The sequence below is a fragment of the Grimontia celer genome, from assembly GCF_900055185.1.
Lineage (GTDB): Bacteria > Pseudomonadota > Gammaproteobacteria > Enterobacterales > Vibrionaceae > Enterovibrio > Enterovibrio celer.
Genome location: NZ_FIZX01000002.1, coordinates 1,618,365 through 1,636,605 on the forward strand (window position 1 = coordinate 1,618,365; position 18,241 = coordinate 1,636,605).

Genomic DNA, 18,241 nt, shown 5'->3' on the forward strand with positions numbered 1-18,241 from the left:
CCTACAAATTTTTGTGCCTCGTCCCTTTCGTATCGCCTCCTTAGACTGACAAAAAATCACGAACAAGGAGTGACAGCATGACAACGGACACCAAAACAGCCAGTCAGGAATACATTGAATGGAATGTTGACCTTTCGGCCCCAATCTCAATAAAAGGCGGTTCGCTGCCTTTCTCAGACACCCCTATGGTGGGCGTAAAACGCATGATGTTTGAACGTCGTGGTGATGAAATTGCCCGACGTGCTACCTCTTGTGTTCGCTATGCACCAGGAAGCTCGTTCAAACCACACAGCCACCCAGGTGGTGAAGAATACGTTGTGCTGGAGGGTACATTCTCTGACCAAAATGGTGACTTCACCAAAGGCTGGTATGTACGCAATCCGGTTGGTTCAACTCACGCCCCTTTTACCAAAGAAGGTTGTGAGATCTTCGTGAAACTTTCTCAAGTGCCTTCGACCGAACCGGACTACTTCTACCTCAACACCAACGAAGCTGATTGGACATCAGTGTCTGAGCTCCACAAAACGCTGTCTCTCTGGGATTCAGACCTCGAAGAAACCTCGTTAAATCAGCTAAAAGCGGGTTATCAATCCACAGAAGAAACCTTCGACAAGGTCGTTGAATACTTTGTTCTCTCTGGTAGTGCAACCATCAATGGTACTCAGTATGAACATCACTCTTGGATGCGCTTCCCCGCAAACACGCCTGTCACGATCGCTACCAATAGCGGCGCGATGATTTACAGAAAAATTGGTGCAGGCGAAGTACGCGTTTAACCCTTCTGCTCAACATATTCATAAAAAACAACAGCCGGAAAAACCGGATAAGGAAAAGTCATGTCTTCGGAAAGCAAAATCGCGTTATATGAAACTACGGGCTTCCCCAACCCTGCACGTGTTCGGGCAGCGTTGGCTGAAAAAGGATCTTTGAGTCAGGTAGAGTTTATCGAGGTTGATGTGATGAACCTTGAGCATCGAACTGAAGCGTTTTACGCCATAAACCCATTGGGAACGGTACCTGTATTGCGTACGCTGGAAGGTGAATACCTTTCAGAATCTACCGCTATTACCGAGTACATTGATGCCTTTTTTGATGGGCCATCTCTCACAGGTACAACCCCACTTGAGCGTGGCATGATTCACATGATGCAACGCCGTGCCGAAGCTATGGTGATGGATGCAGTCGGCACCTATTTCCACCATGCCACAAAAGGTCTGGGTCCAGCACTCGAAACTTATCAGTGCAGTGAGTGGGGCAATCATCAGAAGCAACGTGCACTAGCCGGTTTTTCGTACTTCAACCAACACCTGGAGCACAACTTGTACGTGGCTGCAGATACCTTCTCGATGGCTGATATCACGTTATTCTACGGTCTGGCATTTGCAGAATTTGCTGGCATCGATATTCCGGCGGAGCTCACCAACCTAATTGGTTGGAGACAAACTATGTCGGAGCGGCCTTGTTTTTCTGCAAGCTAAAGGAGATGCGCCATGAAAGTGCAGCCTTTCTTCCACACTGAGACCGGCTCCCTGACCTATGTTGTCTCCGACAGTGGTTTAGCACTGATTATCGACCCGGTTTTGGACTACAAAGACGGCGATATTTCGCATAGCCATATCGACAATATTCTCGAATACATCAGGCGAAAAGGCCTTGAGCTTCGTTTCGTGCTAGACACACATATCCATGCTGACCACTTATCAGCATCACACTATGTGCGCGAATCTACCGGAGCGAAGACGGTGATCAGTCAGAGAATCAAAGATGTTTTCTCACAGTGGAAGAGTAAATTCGGGCTTAGCAAACTCGCCACGTTTGATTTTTTAGTGAACGGCAACTCAAAACTTCACTTCGGCTCAAAAATCATTGAAGTTATTGAAACACCGGGCCACACGCCAGCATGTGTCACATATAAAATCGCTGATAACGTATTCGTGGGAGACACGCTTTTTGCGCCAGACAAAGGAACATCCAGAGTTGATTTCCCTGGTGGTAGTGCAGAAGAGCTCTATCGCTCGGTTCAAAAGCTGTATGCACTCCCTAGCACCACAAATGTTTACCTTTGCCACGATTACCCACCTATGGGTGCATCGCCAACTATGTGTGTGAAATTGGATTGGCAAAAACGTAGAAACGTCATGTTGCGTCAAAGCACAACCATCGATGAATATGTCTTCGCCAGAAACCAGCGTGATGGCTCGCTAAAAGCACCGAAGTTGCTAGACATAGCGGTGCCTTTCAACCTGACATTCAAACTACCTAAAGCCTGAAGATAAAAGAAGACTGGATAAGATATCCAGTCTTCTTTCTCTGAAATTTAGATCCTGTCACCTCTAGCTTACTGTCGACAGCAACCAGTCACGGAACACGCTGATCCTTTCCTCTTCCGATGCTTCGTTTTTCCACACCAAAAAGTAGCAAAATCGCGAGCGGAACTGATATTTTTCCGGGGTAAACGGGCAAACAAGCTCCCCGGACCTCAACTCATCCTCGATTAACCGGCTCCGTCCAAGAGCCAGTCCACTACCCCGGCGAGCGAGTTCGATAACACTGGAAAAATCGTTTATTTTAAGCCCATGCAACTTTCCAGGAAGGGGCACATCGACATTGTCTGACCATTCTTGCCATGACGGATACCCGTTGCTCGCGGGAACAGAATAATCATGCAGCAGAGGTATGCCTTGCAAACCCTCAGGCGGTTTTTCAGTCAAGCCATACTTCTGAGCAAACTCAGGTGAACAGACGGGGAAGATATCTTCAAACATCAAATGCTGTGCACACAATCCTTCCCATTGCCCCAACCCATAACGCACACCAATATCAATATTCCGCTCAGCGTAATCGACCAACGCAACGTCAGTCTCAACCTGAATATCACAATCCTCATGCTCCAACTGAAAAGTATTTACTCTTGAAAGCAGCCATTTGGATGCGATAGAGGGGCTTGCTGAAACAGTGATAGCATTTTCTTCATGCTCATCAAACAAGCTGTTCAGGCCCCGGCCAATCAGTTCAAAGCCACGATGAATATCGGGAAACGCGCGAAGGGCATCTTCTGTTAAGGTCAGTCTCGAGGAACCTGATGTCGCCCTGTCGAAGAGTCGGATATCAAGCCAATCTTCCAATTGTCTAACCTGCTGACCAACAGCTGCAGGTGTTACACTAAGCTCTTGCGCAGCACCAGCAAAGCTATGGTGCCTTGCTGCCGCTTCAAACGCTCTTATCCCATTAAGATGGGCAATCCTGTTCCCTTTCTTTTTATAAAAACGTTTCTTTGGTGAATCCATCATCCAACCTTTTGTATTTGTACAATTTCTCTGATCTGAGCTGGTCATCCCGATAACAGATATACACAAACAACCTTAGGGCCTTTTTTAAATATAGATGCACACTTGGATTATTCATTCTGTTATATTAACAACACCTAATTATGTAGGAGAAACCGGACAAAAATTAATCATTACGAAGTAAAATTTAATATAATTAACATTCAATTAAAAATATCAGATTATAGAAGAGATACAAACACCATTATATTAGCAATAGCTCAAAGCAATCAGATTATATAAGACTAAAAAGCCAAAAAACATCAAAGGAATGAAAATTAGTCACTATTATTTAATAACTTACTAACTTACACGTATTTAAAAAGGCAAAATCACTGCTTTATAGTGAACGATCATCTAGTACTTTTATCATGCTAACTTTCTTGAAAAAGATAAGGTGGAAATATAAAAATCATCACTTAAAGCCAATATGAAATTAATCCAAACCTAATAGGCGCTAATAATTCTCCTGAAGGCGTATTCTTTAGTGCTCAGATGACAAACTAAGACACAGCAACATTTTTAGTGCTTTCTTTTGGCGACAAAGAAAAACTTCTCCGCCTCCCAATCAAACATGCCTCGACCCGAGCCGTGAACGCGTTAGCATTCAGAATCAGTACGTTAATCATGGAGGTTGCAATGACGACATCAGCTGCAAAACCCCTGGCGGTGATCGCTGGCTACGGTGAGGGTCTGGGAGAAGCACTCAAAAACACTTTCAAGAACGATGGTTACCACGTTGTCACCATCAGCCGTTCAGGTGGGATGTTCCTTGCAGACACAACAGATAGAAATGAAGTTAATCGCGCGTTTGCTCAGATCAGTGCCCTTCATGGCACACCGGATGTCGTGATTTGCAACACCGCTATGCTGACTATTGAGCGCTTCCTTTCAACAACACCAGCAAGGTTTGAAGAAACTTGGCGTAGGTCCGTGATGAGCGTTTTCAATATCTCACAGGCAGTGATTCCAATGATGATAAAGCAAGGCGGTGGCACCTTGCTGGTAACGGGTGCAACAGCAGGTATCCGCGGCAACAAGAACTTCAGCGCGTTCTCATCTGCAAAATTTGCCTTACGCGGTCTCACTCAATCGCTCGCAAGAGAATTCCAGCCACAGCGCATCCACGTCGCCCACGTGATTGTTGATGGAATTTTGTGGTCACCGAAAAGTCGCGATCGCTTCCCAGCCCTTCAGCACGAGAACGCCATCGATCCAAACGAAGCCGCCAGTGCGTATCTTAGCCTGACCAAACAGTCTGCCAGCGCATGGACTCAGGAAATAGATATTCGCCCATATAACGAGCTGTTTTGAACAAGGAGACATGATGATGAACGAGCATACTCAAACCGTCATCGTCGGCGGCGGACTAAGCGGACTTTATGCTGCCTATTTGCTAGAGCAACAAAATCAGGATTACCTGTTGTTAGAAGCACGGGATCGTTTTGGAGGACGAATAGTCTCTGCGTCACCGGATGCACAGACAGCCAGAGTCGATCTCGGCCCATCCTGGTTCTGGCCGAACATCAACCCACGAATTTCCGCATTGGCCGAAGCCCTTGGTATTCCAAGTTATAAGCAACATGGTGAAGGTCATTATCTTGTCGAAAAAGCCCGGGGGGCGCCGCCGCAAGCGATAAATGTTGGGTATGACATTATGCCTGACACCTTTCGCCTTGAAGGCGGTATGCAAGCGATGGTCGATGGCTTACTGGAAAAGCTTCAAGCGGAAAAACGAATTACGGGCAGCAAGCTAACGGAAGTTTCTTTGAACAATGGCACTTACACCCTGAGCTATACGAAGTCGGGGGAGACTAAGACGCTGCAGACACAAAACATTATTTTTGCTATGCCGCTGAGATTGATTGCACGCACTGTGAGTTTTACCCCGTCATTGAACCCTGATCTGCTGAATACTTTTGACGGCACGGAGACCTGGATGGCGGCACATGCCAAAGCTGTATTTATCTATGACAAACCTTTCTGGCGCGACAATGGTTTTTCGGGTTCAGCTTCGAGCAATGTAGGACCTTTAGTGGAAATCCATGACGCTTCGCCAGAGTTAAATGGTCAGCCCGAATATGGAGCAATCATGGGCTTTATGGGCATTAACGCCGCAGCGCGGAAAACCGCAGGCGATGAGACATTGAAAAAACTCATTCAGCAACAACTTGTCAGAATGTTTGGGTCTGATGCTGAAAATCCCGTTTCCATTCAGTATATCGATTGGTTTCAGGAGAAGTACACGGCTACCAATGATGACATGGCGACAATGCATGGGCTGTATGGCTTTAGCCAGCAAGATGAAAACCACCCAAACGTTTTCTTTGCGGGGACAGAATCCTCCCGCGCTTATGGCGGATATCTGGAAGGCGCGTTAGACGCGGCTGAAAGGGCCGTCGAAGCCTTGATGGAAACATCCCTTCAGCATTGCTAAAGGGGTATCTTCAAAAACTATTGCTGAAAATGCCTTTGGGATCGCAACCGTAACGATTGGTTCCTTTGGTGCCACGCAGCAAAGTGAAGACCAGAAAAACCAAAGGCCCTACAACAGGAATGATGTTAATCATCCACCACCAGCCGGATTTGTTGATATCATGCAATCGACGGACAGTCACACCGATTGCAGGAAGCAATGTAATGGCAAACCACAAAGGTGCGGCATGTAAATCTGTCACCTGGAAATTGTTCAATCCCACTTCGGCAATATCTATCCAGATGCAAAGAGCCAGTACTATGTTTTGAATGAGGAAAAAGCCCCAGTATTCCCGCCGTCTTGCCCTGCCTGAAAACTTTGCGTAATTCAAAAACGCAACAAACAGCCATTTCATTCTCGTATCCTTACTACTGCAGGCCACGTTATTTTTGTTTTGTATGGCCTTGGCTCGGGGTATTTAGCGCCACTGATTAAAACGCGGGTTTAAACTACCAAAAGCCTGACCTTTGTAGGTGAACTCACTACACAAAACGACCGTTTTGGCTTTCATTTACGCTGGCATTGTCATTTTTGAGGCGTATTTCTCAGCTCTAAAAAGTCACAAACTTTAATGAAACCCTTCAAATTCAAGCGCCAGCGAGCCTCAGTTCGTCATTACTCACTACCTCCAAACAACCATCGTCGTCGCAACTTTCAAAGCTTTGAATCCTCAAAACGCGCCTTTTCAAGATATCCAGTTGAATAAGCGCAAGCTCAAATGTATATTGCGAACGATTTTGATAACCATTTTCATTTATGAAAAGGAGAAGTAAATGAAAACTTTCATCCACGCCGCATTGCTTTCTTTGGCCGCCACTTCTGCTATGGCGTCAGACTCGGTTGTAATAGAACACCGCATGGGACAAACCGAAGTTCACGGTGTGCCTGATCGCGTCGTCGTCATTGGTTTGGGCTCTCTAGATGCTGTCAACGCGTTGGGTATTAATCCTGTTGCGGTATCCAAAACGCTGCCTCAAGTCCCTGCTTACCTGGAAAAATACAAAGACGACAAGTACGCCAATGTCGGTAGCCTGTTTGAACCGAATTTCGAAGAAATCTATAACCAGAACCCAGACATCATCATAGTGGGCCCACGTAGCTCCACCAGCTACGACGAACTCTCTAAAATTGCCCCAACAGTGGTCTTCGCCGCGGACAACTCAAAAGGCTACTGGAAAGCCACTCAGGAGCAATGGCGCAATCTGGGCAAAGTCTTTGGCAAAGAAGCATTGGTTGAAGAAAAAATCGCAGCCATGGATAAAGAGTTCAAAGCCATTAACAACTACAACCAGACAAATGTTGTCGATGCCCTGACAATCATGAGTGCTGGCGGCAAACTGTCTTCTTTTGGTGCTGACTCCCGTTTCTCTGCCATCTACACAGACTTTGGTTTTAACGAGTCTGTAAAAGGCATCAAAGCATCAAACCACGGCGATATGATCTCGTTTGAATTTATTCGCGAGTCTGACCCAAAAACATTGCTGGTGATTGACCGTGATACCCTGATCAACCCTGCTGAAAGTGAAACCCGTGAGCAGTTTGATAACGATCTGATCAAAGCAACCCAAGCTTACAAGAACAACAAGATGACCTATCTGGATTTGAACGCCTGGTATCTGTCTATGTCCGGCATCACTGCGACTGAGCAAATGATTTCTGACATCAAAAATAGCGTTGATCTATAAGCGACAGCCCTAAGAAACTGAGGTATACCTTGTTAAAGTTGTTGTTTCTTCTGGGCTTGCTGAGTCTGGCATCCCTATTTGTCGGTGTCAGCGAGTTGTCTCCTGCCCTTTTGTTGGCAGGAGATAGCCAAGCGCTCGAACTTCTCTTCACCAGCCGCCTTCCCCGTTTGCTGTCCATCGTGCTCGCAGGTGCAGGCTTAAGCATTGCAGGTCTGGTGATGCAGCAAATCAGCCAAAACCGGTTTGCTGCGCCTTCCACTACAGGCACCATTGAATGTGCCATGCTCGGCTATATGCTTAGCCTTGTGTTTTTCGGCAATGGTAATCAACTCTGGCTGATTTTTTCCGTTTCCATTTTTGGCACCTTGTTGTTTGTTACCCTAATCCAACGCATCCAATTTCGTAATGCTGTATTTGTACCGCTGATTGGCATTATCTACGGCAGTATCATCAGCTCATGCGCCACGTTCCTCGCATATAAGTATGATGCCCTGCAGATGCTAAGCAGTTGGACAGTCGCCAACTTTGCCAGCATTTTGAAAGGTGATTATGAGCTTCTCTATATCGCACTGCCGATTGCAGCCTTCACCTATGCCTACGCCGCGCGGATTTCCGCTGTCGGCATGGGACGTGATTTTGCGGTTGGTCTTGGACTGAGTTACAGACAGGTGTTAGTGATTGGCGTAATGCTGGTTTCCATTCTGTCGGCGAGTGTTGTGATGATTGTGGGCGCCCTACCCTTTATTGGTTTGTTGGTGCCTAACCTTGTCAGCATTTTCTATGGCGACAACCTTCGCAAGAACATTTCCCGCGTGGCGATTGTCGGCGCGCTTTTGGTGCTTGCCTGCGACATTGTCAGCCGCTTAATCATCTTCCCGTACGAAATACCCGTTTCAATGCTGGTGAGTATTTTGGGTGGATTGGCCTTTATCTATCTCATTACCAAAGGGCCAAAAAATGTCTGATACAAAGAAAATGTGGGCAATGGCTATTACGGCCCTTGTCTTTGCCGCCCTGTTTATCTGCATTGGACTCACGGCCACCAACTATGGGTATTTCCTGTCTCGTCGTGTCCCGAAAGTGCTCGCAATGGTGCTGGCTGGCATTGCGGTTGCCCAGTCGTCGTTGGTATTCCAGACCATCACCCACAACCGGATTCTCACACCAAGCATCATGGGGTTTGATTCCCTGTATGTGTTGACACAGACACTGCTGGTTGCTGTGTTTGGTGGCTTCAGCTTTTTCCTGATCAACACCTACATTAACTTCGCCATTGCCGTGACCGTCATGGTGGGGTTCTCGCTGCTGTTGTTTGGCTTCTACTTTGGCAAGGACGGCCGCAACCTGATTGTGTTGCTCTTGATTGGCCTAATCCTCGGACAGGTATTTTCAAGCACCGCCTCGTTTTTCACCATGCTAATGGACCCGAACGAGTTTCTGGTGGTGCAAAGCAAGATGTTTGCGAGCTTTAACAATATCAAGATTGAGTTGGTGTATTTGTGCTTGCCACTTTTGCTGATAGCCAGCTTCCTGCTCTACCGCATGCACCGGACATTAGATGTGTTCTGGCTGGATAAGGACAACGCCATCAGTCTGGGTGTTGATGTGCAGAAAACTACACGTAAAGCGCTAATTCTCTCCGCTGTCCTCATCGCCATGTCGACCGCATTGATTGGCCCTGTCATGTTCTTTGGCCTTTTGGTCACGAACCTGACCCGAGAACTGTTTCGCTCCTATGAGCACCGCGTTTTACTGGTGGGATGTTCGTTGATGTCCATTTGCACCTTGTTGGTCGGCCAATGGGTGGTAGAAAACCTGTTTAAGTTTGATACCACGCTAAGTGTTGTCGTGAATTTCGCTGGAGGACTCTACTTCCTCTGGATGCTGCTGAAGAACCGAGTTGTTTAACATGATCACCTTAAAAAACCTGACCAAAGCTTTTGGTAAACAACGCGTCGTAGATGAAGCCTGCGGCGAATTCGAGAAGGGTAAAGTGACCGCCATCATAGGTCCAAATGGCGCAGGAAAAAGCACCCTGCTTTCTATGGCCAGCCGCCTCGTCACTCCCGATGGTGGCCATGTATTGATAGATGGCAAAGCCATCGCCGAATGGGATACCGGTGAGCTGGCAAAACGTCTTGCCGTGCTTCGTCAGGCGAATTCAATCACCATGCGCTTTACCGTGCGCGAATTAGTCTCGTTCGGGCGCTTTCCCTACTCAAAGGGAAACCTGACCACCGAAGACAATAAAGTCATCGACAAAGCCATTGATTATCTGGATTTGAAGTCTTTGGAAAACCGTTATCTCGATGAGCTAAGTGGGGGTCAAAGGCAGTTGGCGTTTATTGCCATGGTGATCGCGCAAGACACAGATTATGTGTTCCTTGATGAGCCTCTGAACAACCTCGATATCCGCCACTCACTGAGCATCATGCGCACCATTCAACGTTTGGCTCACGAAATGGGGAAATCCGTGGTTATCGTCATCCACGATATCAACTTTGCTGCCTGTTATGCCGACCACATCATCGCGATGAAGCAAGGCAAAATTGCCACCAATGCCGTGGTTGATGAAGTGATTCAGGAAGCGGTTTTGGAAAACATCTACGACACGCCATTTACTATTGTCGAAGCCAACGGCAAGCGAATGTGTCTTTACTACTGAGGGTATATTCGCCCTCACTTTTTACTGAGCAGCGCCTTGGGGGATACACCAAATTCACGTCTAAATGCTGCCGTGAAATTGGAAGGATGTTGGTACCCAGCCTCATACGCTGCTTCAGTAATGCCAACCAATCCCCTCTCTAGTTGCTGGCGCGCGATTTCCAAGCGACGCTGGCGAACATAGCCTTGAACAGTCAGATCGAGGTTTGCTTTAAATAGACGCTGCAGCTTGGACACGCTGATTGCGAACTCACTCGCCAGGCTTTCCAACGTTAAAGGTTGCTGCAACTGCGTCTCAATATACCCAACAATGTTCTCCACCGTGGGATCGAGCCGCCTTGCAGTTTCAGACACGGCATTCTCACCTGTCTGCATCTCAGACATTTCTAGCTCGCTCAGCACATGCAGAGCAAGTTGATGTATCAAACTTTCTACTGCCAGCTTTTCCCCAAAGGTTTCCGGCGTGCCAGCTTCGACAAGCTTATTAGCGATGGTCAACACCTTCTCATTCACATGGATCTTAATGTGTGCCTGATGCGTGGAAAGCAGGCGAAGCATTTCACTGTGTTTATCGGCGCGTTCTCTGACCCAATCAGGCTTGAACATCACATTGATCTTTCTCACCGGGTTTCCTTTGCGAATAGCACGGCGAAAATGAGCAGGACGAGCCAAATTAACCAACACCGCTTTGGGCGTTACATTGGCGTCTAATTCAAATTGCAGTTCGTCGTATCCAAAGCTGAGTTGTCCTTCGAGAAGCAAGGTCAGAATCAATGAAGAGGGGGCCGAGGAGACAATATTAGAATCATGCAGCTCCATGCTTGTACCACCATGCATGGCGATGCCATCACCATATTGGTAAGCAACGAAGTTTCCCTCCAATAGCGCCTTAGATTGACCACGATTTTTGGAAACAATCATTTGTTTCTCTGTCAGCTCAATTTTTTCAGCTAACGCAACTTTCGTAGGTTTCTGACGAGGACGACGACCCAGTTCCATCTTTGACCTTTCCTCATAACAGCTAGGCGATTTCGCATAAGTGATCGCACTTCATCACTCGAATGCAAAACCATACCATACCTGCGAATCATTATCATTTGTATTTGGATATCATTGTCATGGAATTGAAGATCACTGCCGCTTTCAAACCCACAGCCCTTGCGTCAGCCGTCATGGCTGCGATCAGCACACCTGTCTTAGCCGAAACACAGGCCGAAGAAGAAATGGTGGTGTGGGGTACCCGCGTTACCAGTAATTCTGAGCAACTGCTGTCTGACGAATTCGCTTTGAAGCAAGCTGACCATATGTCTGACCTTCTGCGAGAAATCCCGGGGGTCGATGTGGGTGGAACCCATTCCGTTAACCAACGTATCAATATTCGTGGTCTCGGTGAGGACGATTTGGATATTCGTTTGGATGGCGCGTCTCAGCACGCCAACATGTTCCACCACATCGGTAACTTAACGCTTAACCCCGACATTCTGAAGTCTGCTGACATTCAAGTCGGAAACAACTCTGTTGTTCAAAATGGTCTTGGTGGCTCGGTTTACTTTGAAACCAAAGATGCGTTGGATTTGCTTCGTTACGACGAAAACTACGGTTTACGTGTCCACGGTGGTTTAGCCTCCAACAAGAGTCAACAGGGTTCGTTGACAGCTTACGGTTTGCTTACCGAGCACATCGATATGATGCTATACACTCACCTCGTCAGTAGAGACAACTTTGAAGACGGTAATGGCGAAGAGACTTTTGGCTCTGAAGGTGACGTTCTCAATGGACTATTTAAAGTTGGCTACCAGATTAATGACGAACAACGCCTGCAGTTTGCCTTTGACGCCTATCGTGATGAAGGTGACTACAGTGTACGCCCTGATATGTCCGGCGATGCCAACCAGATCTTCTCCGGTGACTCCCTGGTTCCAACCAAATACGATCGTGACACTATAACCCTGAGTTACAAACTCTCTGGGGAGGTACACAACGGCAAGATCGCTCTTTATAGCAGCAAGACTGAGATAGACCGCGATGAGTCTGTACTCGCACCTCGATGGCGTCCAAACCGCACTTCACGTAACAAAGCAGACAACCATAACCTCGGCCTGAACATTCAATTCCAGTCAGACTTTAAACTGGCAGAGCTCAAAAATACCCTCACTTACGGCACTGATTACATCGACCGTAATACCACCAGCTCATACGGTGGTGAACAGTTCATGGACGAAACCACCGTCTCTACTGCCATCTTTGTAGAGGACAGCATTGCAGTTACTGACTCCATCACCTTAGTGGCAGGACTTCGTTATGACGATTACCAGCGTAAAGCGGAAACCAGTGATACAGATTACGACGACATCACATGGTCATTGGGGGCCGAATGGGCTGTTTCCGAGGATTGGACACTCTTTGCGAACACACGCTCACTGTTCAAAGGTCCTGAACTGCTGGAATCCTATATTCGCTATCAGGATGTGACATTCCTGGCAGACGATATTAAACCCGAAACAGGCAGCAACACCCAAGGTGGTTTCAGGTTCGCAACCCACCATGGCGCACATCAATTTGGTGCGAATGCCACCGTGTTCCAAACCAAAATCAACGACTACATCGCTGAGTCATATAGCCGCACAGATGACAATTATCTGATTGAGAATATTGGCGATGTTGAGCTGGAAGGCTTTGAAATCAGTTCAACCTACGCCTATAAAACCTTCTCAGGCAAGCTCTCTTATTCACGCTCTGACATCGAAAACGTCACCACTGGTGGTCCTGTTCTGGCAGGTAATGGCCGTAGCATGGACACAGGTGACACTGTCGTACTGGCGTTGAATTACTACTCCAGTGACATTGAAACTCTATTCGGTTGGACAAGCTTCTTTGTGGAAGACGAGGACAACGTGCAAGACGGCCAACCCATCAAAGACGGTTACAACGTTCATAACCTTTACGCGCAATGGGCACCCTCTTCAGTGGATTCGCTAACACTGACCTTCGGTATCGATAACGTCTTTGACGAACTTTACGTATCTCACGCCTCACGTTCAGGCGAAGGCCGCGGCGCGACATTTGATGACTACGAGCCAGGCCGCAACGTGAAGTTGTCTGCATCTTACCAATTCTAACTTTTTCACTCTTGAGGGCGGAAAGCGTCTTGCTTCCGCCTCATTTTTTTCCGGAGACACGTATGAAAAAGGCGATGACAGAAATTGAATCTGAACATGCCGCAAAGTACCTCGTTACGCTTTGTCGGCACTTTGCAAGAAAGGTATCGGCTGACTGGGATGAGAAGTATGGCGAAGTGAATTTTCCTGCCGGCACCACCAAATTTGCCGTGAATGAGGAAGAAACAGCACTCACCATTCAGTGTGAAGCCGATAGCGACGAGAAGCTTGAGATACAGAAAGCGATTATTACCGGCCATGTTGATCTGTTCTCTCGCAGGGAGAAAATCCAGTTAAATTGGACCTATGCCTAGAAAGCAAAGAATAAGTAAAAAGAAACCCGCCATCAGGCGGGTTTCTTTTTCACTCATCGATTTTACGCGAACTGCTTTCTACGCAGCTCTCGCGAAAGCCCTATGTAAAGACTCACACACATCACCAGCAGGAATACCGCAAACGGCAGACCTGTAGAGATAGTTGCCGCTTGGAGCGCACCCAAGCCGCCGCCCATCAAGAGGGCGATTGCCGCCAGGCCTTCGATGGTACACCAGAAAATGCGCTGCGAAACCGGCGCATCAATCTTGCCACCCGCCGTAATCGTATCGATAACCAGTGAGCCGGAATCTGACGAAGTCACGAAGAAGATGATGGTCAGCACCATACCGAAGAAGCTAATCACCGCAGTGAATGGCAGCGCTTCAAACATCTTGTAGATAGAAAGCTCAGGCTGCCAGTTACCATTGGTGATCAGGTTAACCACGCCCATATAACCGCCATCCATTTGATTCAGCGCGGTTGTGCCGAAAGTGGTCATCCACACAATACACACAATGGTTGGTGCAATCAGCACTGCCAGAATGAACTCACGAACGGTGCGGCCGCGTGATACACGTGCAATGAACATACCAACGAATGGTGACCAGGATACCCACCATGCCCAGTAGAAGGTCGTCCAACCGTGGTAGAAGCCTGAATCTTCACGGCCCACCCAGTTCGACAGCGCTGGCAACCAGCTCAGGTAATCAACCGTGTTGCTGACAATACCCGAGAAGATAAGTGCCGTTGGGCCCACCACCATCACGAACACCATCAGCATGGCTGCCATCACCATGTTGATTTCACTCAAGCGCTTCACACCGCCGTCCATGCCACGGTATACCGATACGAGAGCAGCAATGGTGATAGCCAGAATAAGGATGGATTTTGTTTCAATGCCTGAATCGATTCCGAACAGGTAGTTAAGGCCTGCGGCAATTTGGTTTGCGCCGATACCGAGAGACGTCGCCAAACCGAACAAAGTGGCCAATACCGCCATGATATCGATAATGTGTCCCCACAGACCCCAAACACGATCGCCCAGCAGCGGATAAAACGCTGAACGCAATGTTAGCGGCAGATCTTTGTTGTAGTGGAAGAATGCCAGCGCCAGACCGACAACGGCGTAGATTGCCCACGCATGGAAGCCCCAGTGGAATATCGCAGCGGCAGTACCAATGCTTCTTGCATCATCGGAACCGGCTTCTAACCCCAAAGGAGGTGTTAGAGTGTGGTTCATCGGCTCAAGCACACCGTAGAACATCAGGCCGATACCTACGCCCGCGGAAAACAGCATTGCGAACCATGCTGGGTAGGAGTAATCCGGCGTTGCTTCTTCGCCACCCAATCGAATTTTTCCGACAGGTAGGATTGCCAGCACTAAACAGAAGATGAGAAAAAGGTTGGCTGAAATCACGAAGAACCAGTCGAAGGATTGGGTGATAGCGGGGCGCAACCAACCGAAGAAGTCGGCTGCTTGATCCGTAAAGATCAGCACACCCAGTACAAACACCACCACCATGATGGCGGAGATTGGGAAGACGGGATTATGAAAATCTAACCCCAGGAAGTTCACATTGTCCTGACCTACCTGGTAATCCGTGTTGTATAGGTCATCATCATTTTTGTTTACGGTTGTTGTAGGCTCTGTCATAGCATTACCTTTTAAAACGCCCTGCTTCATCTATGAAGTAGAACGGATAGAGAAAATCGCCATCTGGACAAAAAGACCAGAGGGCCTGAGGACAAGGTGTGTTGCTGCTAGGTCGGTGTATGCTCACCAATCCAACAAATGCAGCTCTAACACCCCTGTTAAGATGGGCTTAATTGAAAGGGAAGCCGGTTAGAGCTCTCCCGAAAAGCATTTTGGCGCGTGGCCTAATTTGTTCGGCCGACAAATATGATCAATCGAACATTGGGGCAAAAGCGTAACATGGCCAGTTCCAAGACAAGCTGTTCAATATAGAGAAAGAAAGCAAAAGTCGCTGTAGCCTTCCAAGCTATATCGAGAAAAAAGGTCTCATCTTCACACTGTTCGCTCTGGTCCTCCTGCATTGCTTCGCAGTAATTGGCCGGTATGTTCTTCGATAAGCCGGACAATCGAGAGGTGCGGCGCTTTATCACCATATTGCGATAAGGCATCCCGGTAACTGTCAAAAACCGTATCACCCAAGGTTAACGGCACTGTCAGATGCTCACCGAGTTCGCTAATCAGTCGCATGTCTTTGGTCGCCAATGCCAGCGTGAATGAAGGGTCATAACTGCCATCAAGTACTTTAGGTACATACGACTCCACCACGTAGCTGCGTGCACAACTGCTGTTGAGGACATCCCAGAGCGTATCCATGTCCAGCTCCGCACGTTTACCCAACATCAGTGCTTCACCAATGCCCTGTGCGACCAGATAGTTAAGGTGCAACTGACACAGCTTGGCAACGTATCCGGCGCCACTCGGTCCCATCACAACCCGTTTTTTCGTGAATGCACTCAGCAAGGATTCAAAACGCTCCAATACTAGGGGCTCGGCACCAATCAGCATGGTTAAGGTCCCTGCTGCTGCACCTTCAGCACCGCCTGTTACCGGAGCATCAATCAGCAAAAGATCATCAGGTGCAACTGCTTTCAATTCGTCCCAATCTGCAAGCGCATTGGTGCTGGTTTCAAACCAGACCTCCAGCGCATCCGCATTGGCAAAAATCCCTTCATCTCCCAGAGCGACTGCATTAACTTCTCTTGCTGTGGGCAAGGATGTGAATAGCACAGTGCATTGCTGGGCCACATTCGCCACGTTTTGGCCATGAAGGGCACCACCTTCAACCATTCGCTCTACAGCTTCCGCGTTCAGGTCTAACACCATCAATGTATGACCATTGACCTTGCACCACTCAAGCAAATTGGCCGCCATACCTCCGCCCATTTGCCCTAATCCAATAAAACCGATATTCATTTGTCTGGCCTAATCAATGAGGTTGTCAGCCCGAACTGCCCGCTCGCGTTCGAAATGGATAGGTAAGGCTTCGCCATAAACCGTCTTAGCGTGATGAGGACGATTCACCGCATAAGGGTCGGTCACATAGGTTGGCAGTGCGATGATCCGCTCCGTTTTTCCCACGATGGGCGTGACGCTGTGCAGTGAGTAACGGCCTTTGAACAGTTGTAAGTCGCCAGGTTGAAGTGTCAACACATGCACGGGGTTTCTGTCTCCTCCCAATACAGCGGAAACACCATCAAAATTCTCGTCATAGGGGTTTCTGAGATTTGGGCAATATTCAAAGTCACCGCCCCCTTCACTCTGTTGAACAAGGATGCTGACGGTGAAGTCATTGCCATCGAAATGCCAAGGGAAATGATCTCCTTCCTGCATCACACTATAAGGGTTGCGCGCCAATGGATCCGCCCAACGGTAAATCGGTGCAACGCCCAGACAGTCACTGAGAAAATGTACGATAACGTCACTGTCGTAGAACTGCCGCAGAATAGATTGGAACTCTAGCTTGTCCGAATTGATGAACGCACTCCGGCGGCTCATAAAATGACGTTTAGGGTGTTCCAACGGAAGCGAATCATCATCGTTGGTGAAATAGGCGTTAACTGTATCTTCCGAGCGTCGGATATCCTTCCTGAGTCTGGACACTTCCTCACGCATCGCTTCTATAGCGTCCTGACGCATAAATCTCGGAATGTGGGCACAACCCGTTTCCTGAAGTGATTCGTAGCAATCAGCCACCAGTGATTTGCGCTTAGGGTGCTGAAGATCGTGTATAGGAAAGGTGTCGAGATCGACAATCGCTTCCAATGCTATTTCCGCCGCTGAGAAAGCACTCGGCATTGGGGCATGAAGACCTTGTAACATCATTGCTTGTCTCCAGACTCGTCAGAATTTGTAGGAACTGTCCAGGCGGTCGCACAGCCGCAGCAACGCAGGCCATTCGTACATACCGGGGGAAAACGCTTCGTACTGTTTGGCGCTCAATTTCCAGATGTCCTCTGGGCCGGGGTCAATATCAAACCGGGCACCATTAAGCTGGATGGCCACTTCACAAAGCCGCACCAAGTAGTACATGTTCATGAAAGCCTCACCGGCTGTTTTCCCAACAGACAGGAAACCGTGGTTTCTCATCACCAGACATTTGTTATCGCCAAGATTCTCGGCAATACGGAAACGCTCATCAGGATCGACCGATAAGCCTTCCCAATCGTGATAACCGACTTTTCCGTAAAGCATTGAAGAGTCCTGAACCCAGAAAGGGATCTCTTTCATGGCAGTCGCGGCAATCGCGCTTTTAGGGTGAGCGTGGAACACGAATTTGTTCTCAGCGTGGTTGAGGTGAATCGCACTATGGATAATGAATCCGGCCGTGTTGACGTCTTCCGGTCCTTCCAAGACATTGCCTTCTTCATCCACTTTAATCAGGTTCGACGCGGTGACTTCGTTGTACATCAAACCAAAGCGGTGCATATAGAAGTGATGGTCAGAACCCGGTACACGGGCAGTAATGTGATTCCAAATCGTATCGTCCCACCCAAAGTGCGCCGTTAATCTGAACATCGCTGCCAGATCGACCCTGACATCCCATTGTTGCTGGGCAAGTGTTGGCGATTGCTTATCCATTCTTA

Annotated in this window: 18 protein-coding genes; 11 read left to right on the plus strand and 7 right to left on the minus strand. The window is 48.1% G+C overall.

All coding sequences use genetic code 11. From position 1 onward, the window contains the following. Positions 1-77: 77 nt before the first annotated feature. The 3 genes from GCE9029_RS17490 to GCE9029_RS17500 are packed head-to-tail and all read left to right on the plus strand — an operon-like array spanning position 78 to position 2,270. Positions 78-776: a cupin domain-containing protein gene (locus GCE9029_RS17490; protein WP_062665176.1), complete on the plus strand. Its 699-nt coding sequence runs from the start codon at positions 78-80 to the stop codon at positions 774-776. A 60-nt stretch (positions 777-836) separates the two neighbouring features. Next, a complete protein-coding gene (locus GCE9029_RS17495) occupies positions 837-1,478 on the plus strand; it encodes a glutathione S-transferase family protein (RefSeq protein WP_062665177.1) in 642 nt (213 codons plus the stop codon). Between the two features lie 12 nt (positions 1,479-1,490). Next, entirely contained in the window at positions 1,491-2,270 is a 780-nt protein-coding gene (locus GCE9029_RS17500; RefSeq protein WP_062665183.1) for an MBL fold metallo-hydrolase, read from the plus strand. A 63-nt stretch (positions 2,271-2,333) separates the two neighbouring features. On the opposite strand, the gene GCE9029_RS17505 is transcribed toward GCE9029_RS17500, so the two are convergent. Continuing rightward, on the minus strand, positions 2,334-3,290 hold the full coding sequence (locus tag GCE9029_RS17505) for a LysR substrate-binding domain-containing protein (RefSeq protein ID WP_062665188.1): 957 nt from the start codon (positions 3,288-3,290) through the stop codon (positions 2,334-2,336). Positions 3,291-3,965: 675 nt separating this feature from the next. Here GCE9029_RS17505 and GCE9029_RS17510 point away from each other — a divergent pair. Both GCE9029_RS17510 and GCE9029_RS17515 read left to right on the plus strand, forming a co-directional pair. Continuing rightward, positions 3,966-4,640 (plus strand): SDR family NAD(P)-dependent oxidoreductase, encoded by a 675-nt coding sequence (locus tag GCE9029_RS17510; RefSeq protein ID WP_062665193.1) that lies wholly within the window; start codon positions 3,966-3,968, stop codon positions 4,638-4,640. A 16-nt stretch (positions 4,641-4,656) separates the two neighbouring features. After that, complete coding sequence (locus GCE9029_RS17515; protein WP_062665782.1) at positions 4,657-5,763, plus strand: flavin monoamine oxidase family protein; 1,107 nt, start codon at positions 4,657-4,659, stop codon at positions 5,761-5,763. A gap of 10 nt (positions 5,764-5,773) precedes the next feature. Here the strand turns inward: GCE9029_RS17515 and GCE9029_RS17520 are convergent, their stop codons facing one another. Next, positions 5,774-6,157, minus strand: coding sequence for a DUF805 domain-containing protein (locus tag GCE9029_RS17520; protein WP_062665194.1), 384 nt, complete (start codon positions 6,155-6,157; stop codon positions 5,774-5,776). A gap of 418 nt (positions 6,158-6,575) precedes the next feature. Between GCE9029_RS17520 and GCE9029_RS17530 the strand changes: the two genes are divergently transcribed. From GCE9029_RS17530 to vctC, 4 genes are read left to right on the plus strand one after another with little or no spacing between them, the layout of a single operon-like run. Next, a complete protein-coding gene (locus GCE9029_RS17530) occupies positions 6,576-7,487 on the plus strand; it encodes a siderophore ABC transporter substrate-binding protein (RefSeq protein ID WP_062665197.1) in 912 nt (303 codons plus the stop codon). A gap of 29 nt (positions 7,488-7,516) precedes the next feature. Further along, on the plus strand, positions 7,517-8,452 hold the full coding sequence (locus GCE9029_RS17535; RefSeq protein ID WP_002538339.1) for an ABC transporter permease: 936 nt from the start codon (positions 7,517-7,519) through the stop codon (positions 8,450-8,452). Further along, positions 8,445-9,395, plus strand: a complete 951-nt coding sequence (locus GCE9029_RS17540) for an iron chelate uptake ABC transporter family permease subunit (protein ID WP_062665198.1) — start codon at positions 8,445-8,447, stop codon at positions 9,393-9,395. The genes GCE9029_RS17535 and GCE9029_RS17540 overlap by 8 nt, the downstream gene beginning before the upstream one ends. Before the next feature lies 1 nt (position 9,396). Beyond that, on the plus strand, positions 9,397-10,152 hold the full coding sequence (vctC, locus tag GCE9029_RS17545; RefSeq protein ID WP_062665199.1) for an iron chelate ABC transporter ATP-binding protein VctC: 756 nt from the start codon (positions 9,397-9,399) through the stop codon (positions 10,150-10,152). Between the two features lie 14 nt (positions 10,153-10,166). Here vctC and GCE9029_RS17550 read toward each other — a convergent pair whose 3' ends face one another. Further along, positions 10,167-11,150, minus strand: a complete 984-nt coding sequence (locus GCE9029_RS17550) for an AraC family transcriptional regulator (RefSeq protein WP_062665200.1) — start codon at positions 11,148-11,150, stop codon at positions 10,167-10,169. A gap of 119 nt (positions 11,151-11,269) precedes the next feature. Here GCE9029_RS17550 and GCE9029_RS17555 point away from each other — a divergent pair, with 119 nt between their 5' ends. Both GCE9029_RS17555 and GCE9029_RS17560 read left to right on the plus strand, forming a co-directional pair. Beyond that, a complete protein-coding gene (locus GCE9029_RS17555) occupies positions 11,270-13,270 on the plus strand; it encodes a TonB-dependent siderophore receptor (protein ID WP_062665201.1) in 2,001 nt (666 codons plus the stop codon). Between the two features lie 62 nt (positions 13,271-13,332). Continuing rightward, on the plus strand, positions 13,333-13,623 hold the full coding sequence (locus GCE9029_RS17560; protein WP_062665203.1) for a DUF2218 domain-containing protein: 291 nt from the start codon (positions 13,333-13,335) through the stop codon (positions 13,621-13,623). Positions 13,624-13,685: 62 nt separating this feature from the next. On the opposite strand, the gene GCE9029_RS17565 is transcribed toward GCE9029_RS17560, so the two are convergent. The 4 genes from GCE9029_RS17565 to GCE9029_RS17580 all read right to left on the minus strand — a co-directional run bounded on the left by GCE9029_RS17565 (position 13,686) and on the right by GCE9029_RS17580 (position 18,236). Further along, entirely contained in the window at positions 13,686-15,278 is a 1,593-nt protein-coding gene (locus GCE9029_RS17565; protein ID WP_062665784.1) for a BCCT family transporter, read from the minus strand. Positions 15,279-15,650: 372 nt separating this feature from the next. Next, on the minus strand, positions 15,651-16,571 hold the full coding sequence (locus tag GCE9029_RS17570; RefSeq protein ID WP_062665204.1) for an NAD(P)-dependent oxidoreductase: 921 nt from the start codon (positions 16,569-16,571) through the stop codon (positions 15,651-15,653). A gap of 9 nt (positions 16,572-16,580) precedes the next feature. Then, entirely contained in the window at positions 16,581-17,480 is a 900-nt protein-coding gene (locus GCE9029_RS17575; RefSeq protein ID WP_197475379.1) for a HalD/BesD family halogenase, read from the minus strand. Between the two features lie 18 nt (positions 17,481-17,498). Beyond that, complete coding sequence (locus GCE9029_RS17580; protein WP_062665205.1) at positions 17,499-18,236, minus strand: class II aldolase/adducin family protein; 738 nt, start codon at positions 18,234-18,236, stop codon at positions 17,499-17,501. Positions 18,237-18,241 lie beyond the last annotated feature (5 nt).

Coding starts and splice junctions, on each gene's coding strand:
- GCE9029_RS17505 (WP_062665188.1), bottom strand. CDS start 3,290: ATGATGGATTCACCAAAGAAACGTTTTTATAAAAAGAAAGGGAACAGG.
- GCE9029_RS17500 (WP_062665183.1), top strand. CDS start 1,491: ATGAAAGTGCAGCCTTTCTTCCACACTGAGACCGGCTCCCTGACCTAT.
- GCE9029_RS17495 (WP_062665177.1), top strand. CDS start 837: ATGTCTTCGGAAAGCAAAATCGCGTTATATGAAACTACGGGCTTCCCC.
- GCE9029_RS17555 (WP_062665201.1), top strand. CDS start 11,270: ATGGAATTGAAGATCACTGCCGCTTTCAAACCCACAGCCCTTGCGTCA.
- GCE9029_RS17575 (WP_197475379.1), bottom strand. CDS start 17,480: ATGATGTTACAAGGTCTTCATGCCCCAATGCCGAGTGCTTTCTCAGCG.
- GCE9029_RS17510 (WP_062665193.1), top strand. CDS start 3,966: ATGACGACATCAGCTGCAAAACCCCTGGCGGTGATCGCTGGCTACGGT.
- GCE9029_RS17570 (WP_062665204.1), bottom strand. CDS start 16,571: ATGAATATCGGTTTTATTGGATTAGGGCAAATGGGCGGAGGTATGGCG.
- GCE9029_RS17515 (WP_062665782.1), top strand. CDS start 4,657: ATGAACGAGCATACTCAAACCGTCATCGTCGGCGGCGGACTAAGCGGA.
- GCE9029_RS17560 (WP_062665203.1), top strand. CDS start 13,333: ATGAAAAAGGCGATGACAGAAATTGAATCTGAACATGCCGCAAAGTAC.
- GCE9029_RS17550 (WP_062665200.1), bottom strand. CDS start 11,150: ATGGAACTGGGTCGTCGTCCTCGTCAGAAACCTACGAAAGTTGCGTTA.
- GCE9029_RS17565 (WP_062665784.1), bottom strand. CDS start 15,278: ATGACAGAGCCTACAACAACCGTAAACAAAAATGATGATGACCTATAC.
- GCE9029_RS17540 (WP_062665198.1), top strand. CDS start 8,445: ATGTCTGATACAAAGAAAATGTGGGCAATGGCTATTACGGCCCTTGTC.
- vctC (WP_062665199.1), top strand. CDS start 9,397: ATGATCACCTTAAAAAACCTGACCAAAGCTTTTGGTAAACAACGCGTC.
- GCE9029_RS17520 (WP_062665194.1), bottom strand. CDS start 6,157: ATGAAATGGCTGTTTGTTGCGTTTTTGAATTACGCAAAGTTTTCAGGC.
- GCE9029_RS17490 (WP_062665176.1), top strand. CDS start 78: ATGACAACGGACACCAAAACAGCCAGTCAGGAATACATTGAATGGAAT.
- GCE9029_RS17580 (WP_062665205.1), bottom strand. CDS start 18,236: ATGGATAAGCAATCGCCAACACTTGCCCAGCAACAATGGGATGTCAGG.
- GCE9029_RS17530 (WP_062665197.1), top strand. CDS start 6,576: ATGAAAACTTTCATCCACGCCGCATTGCTTTCTTTGGCCGCCACTTCT.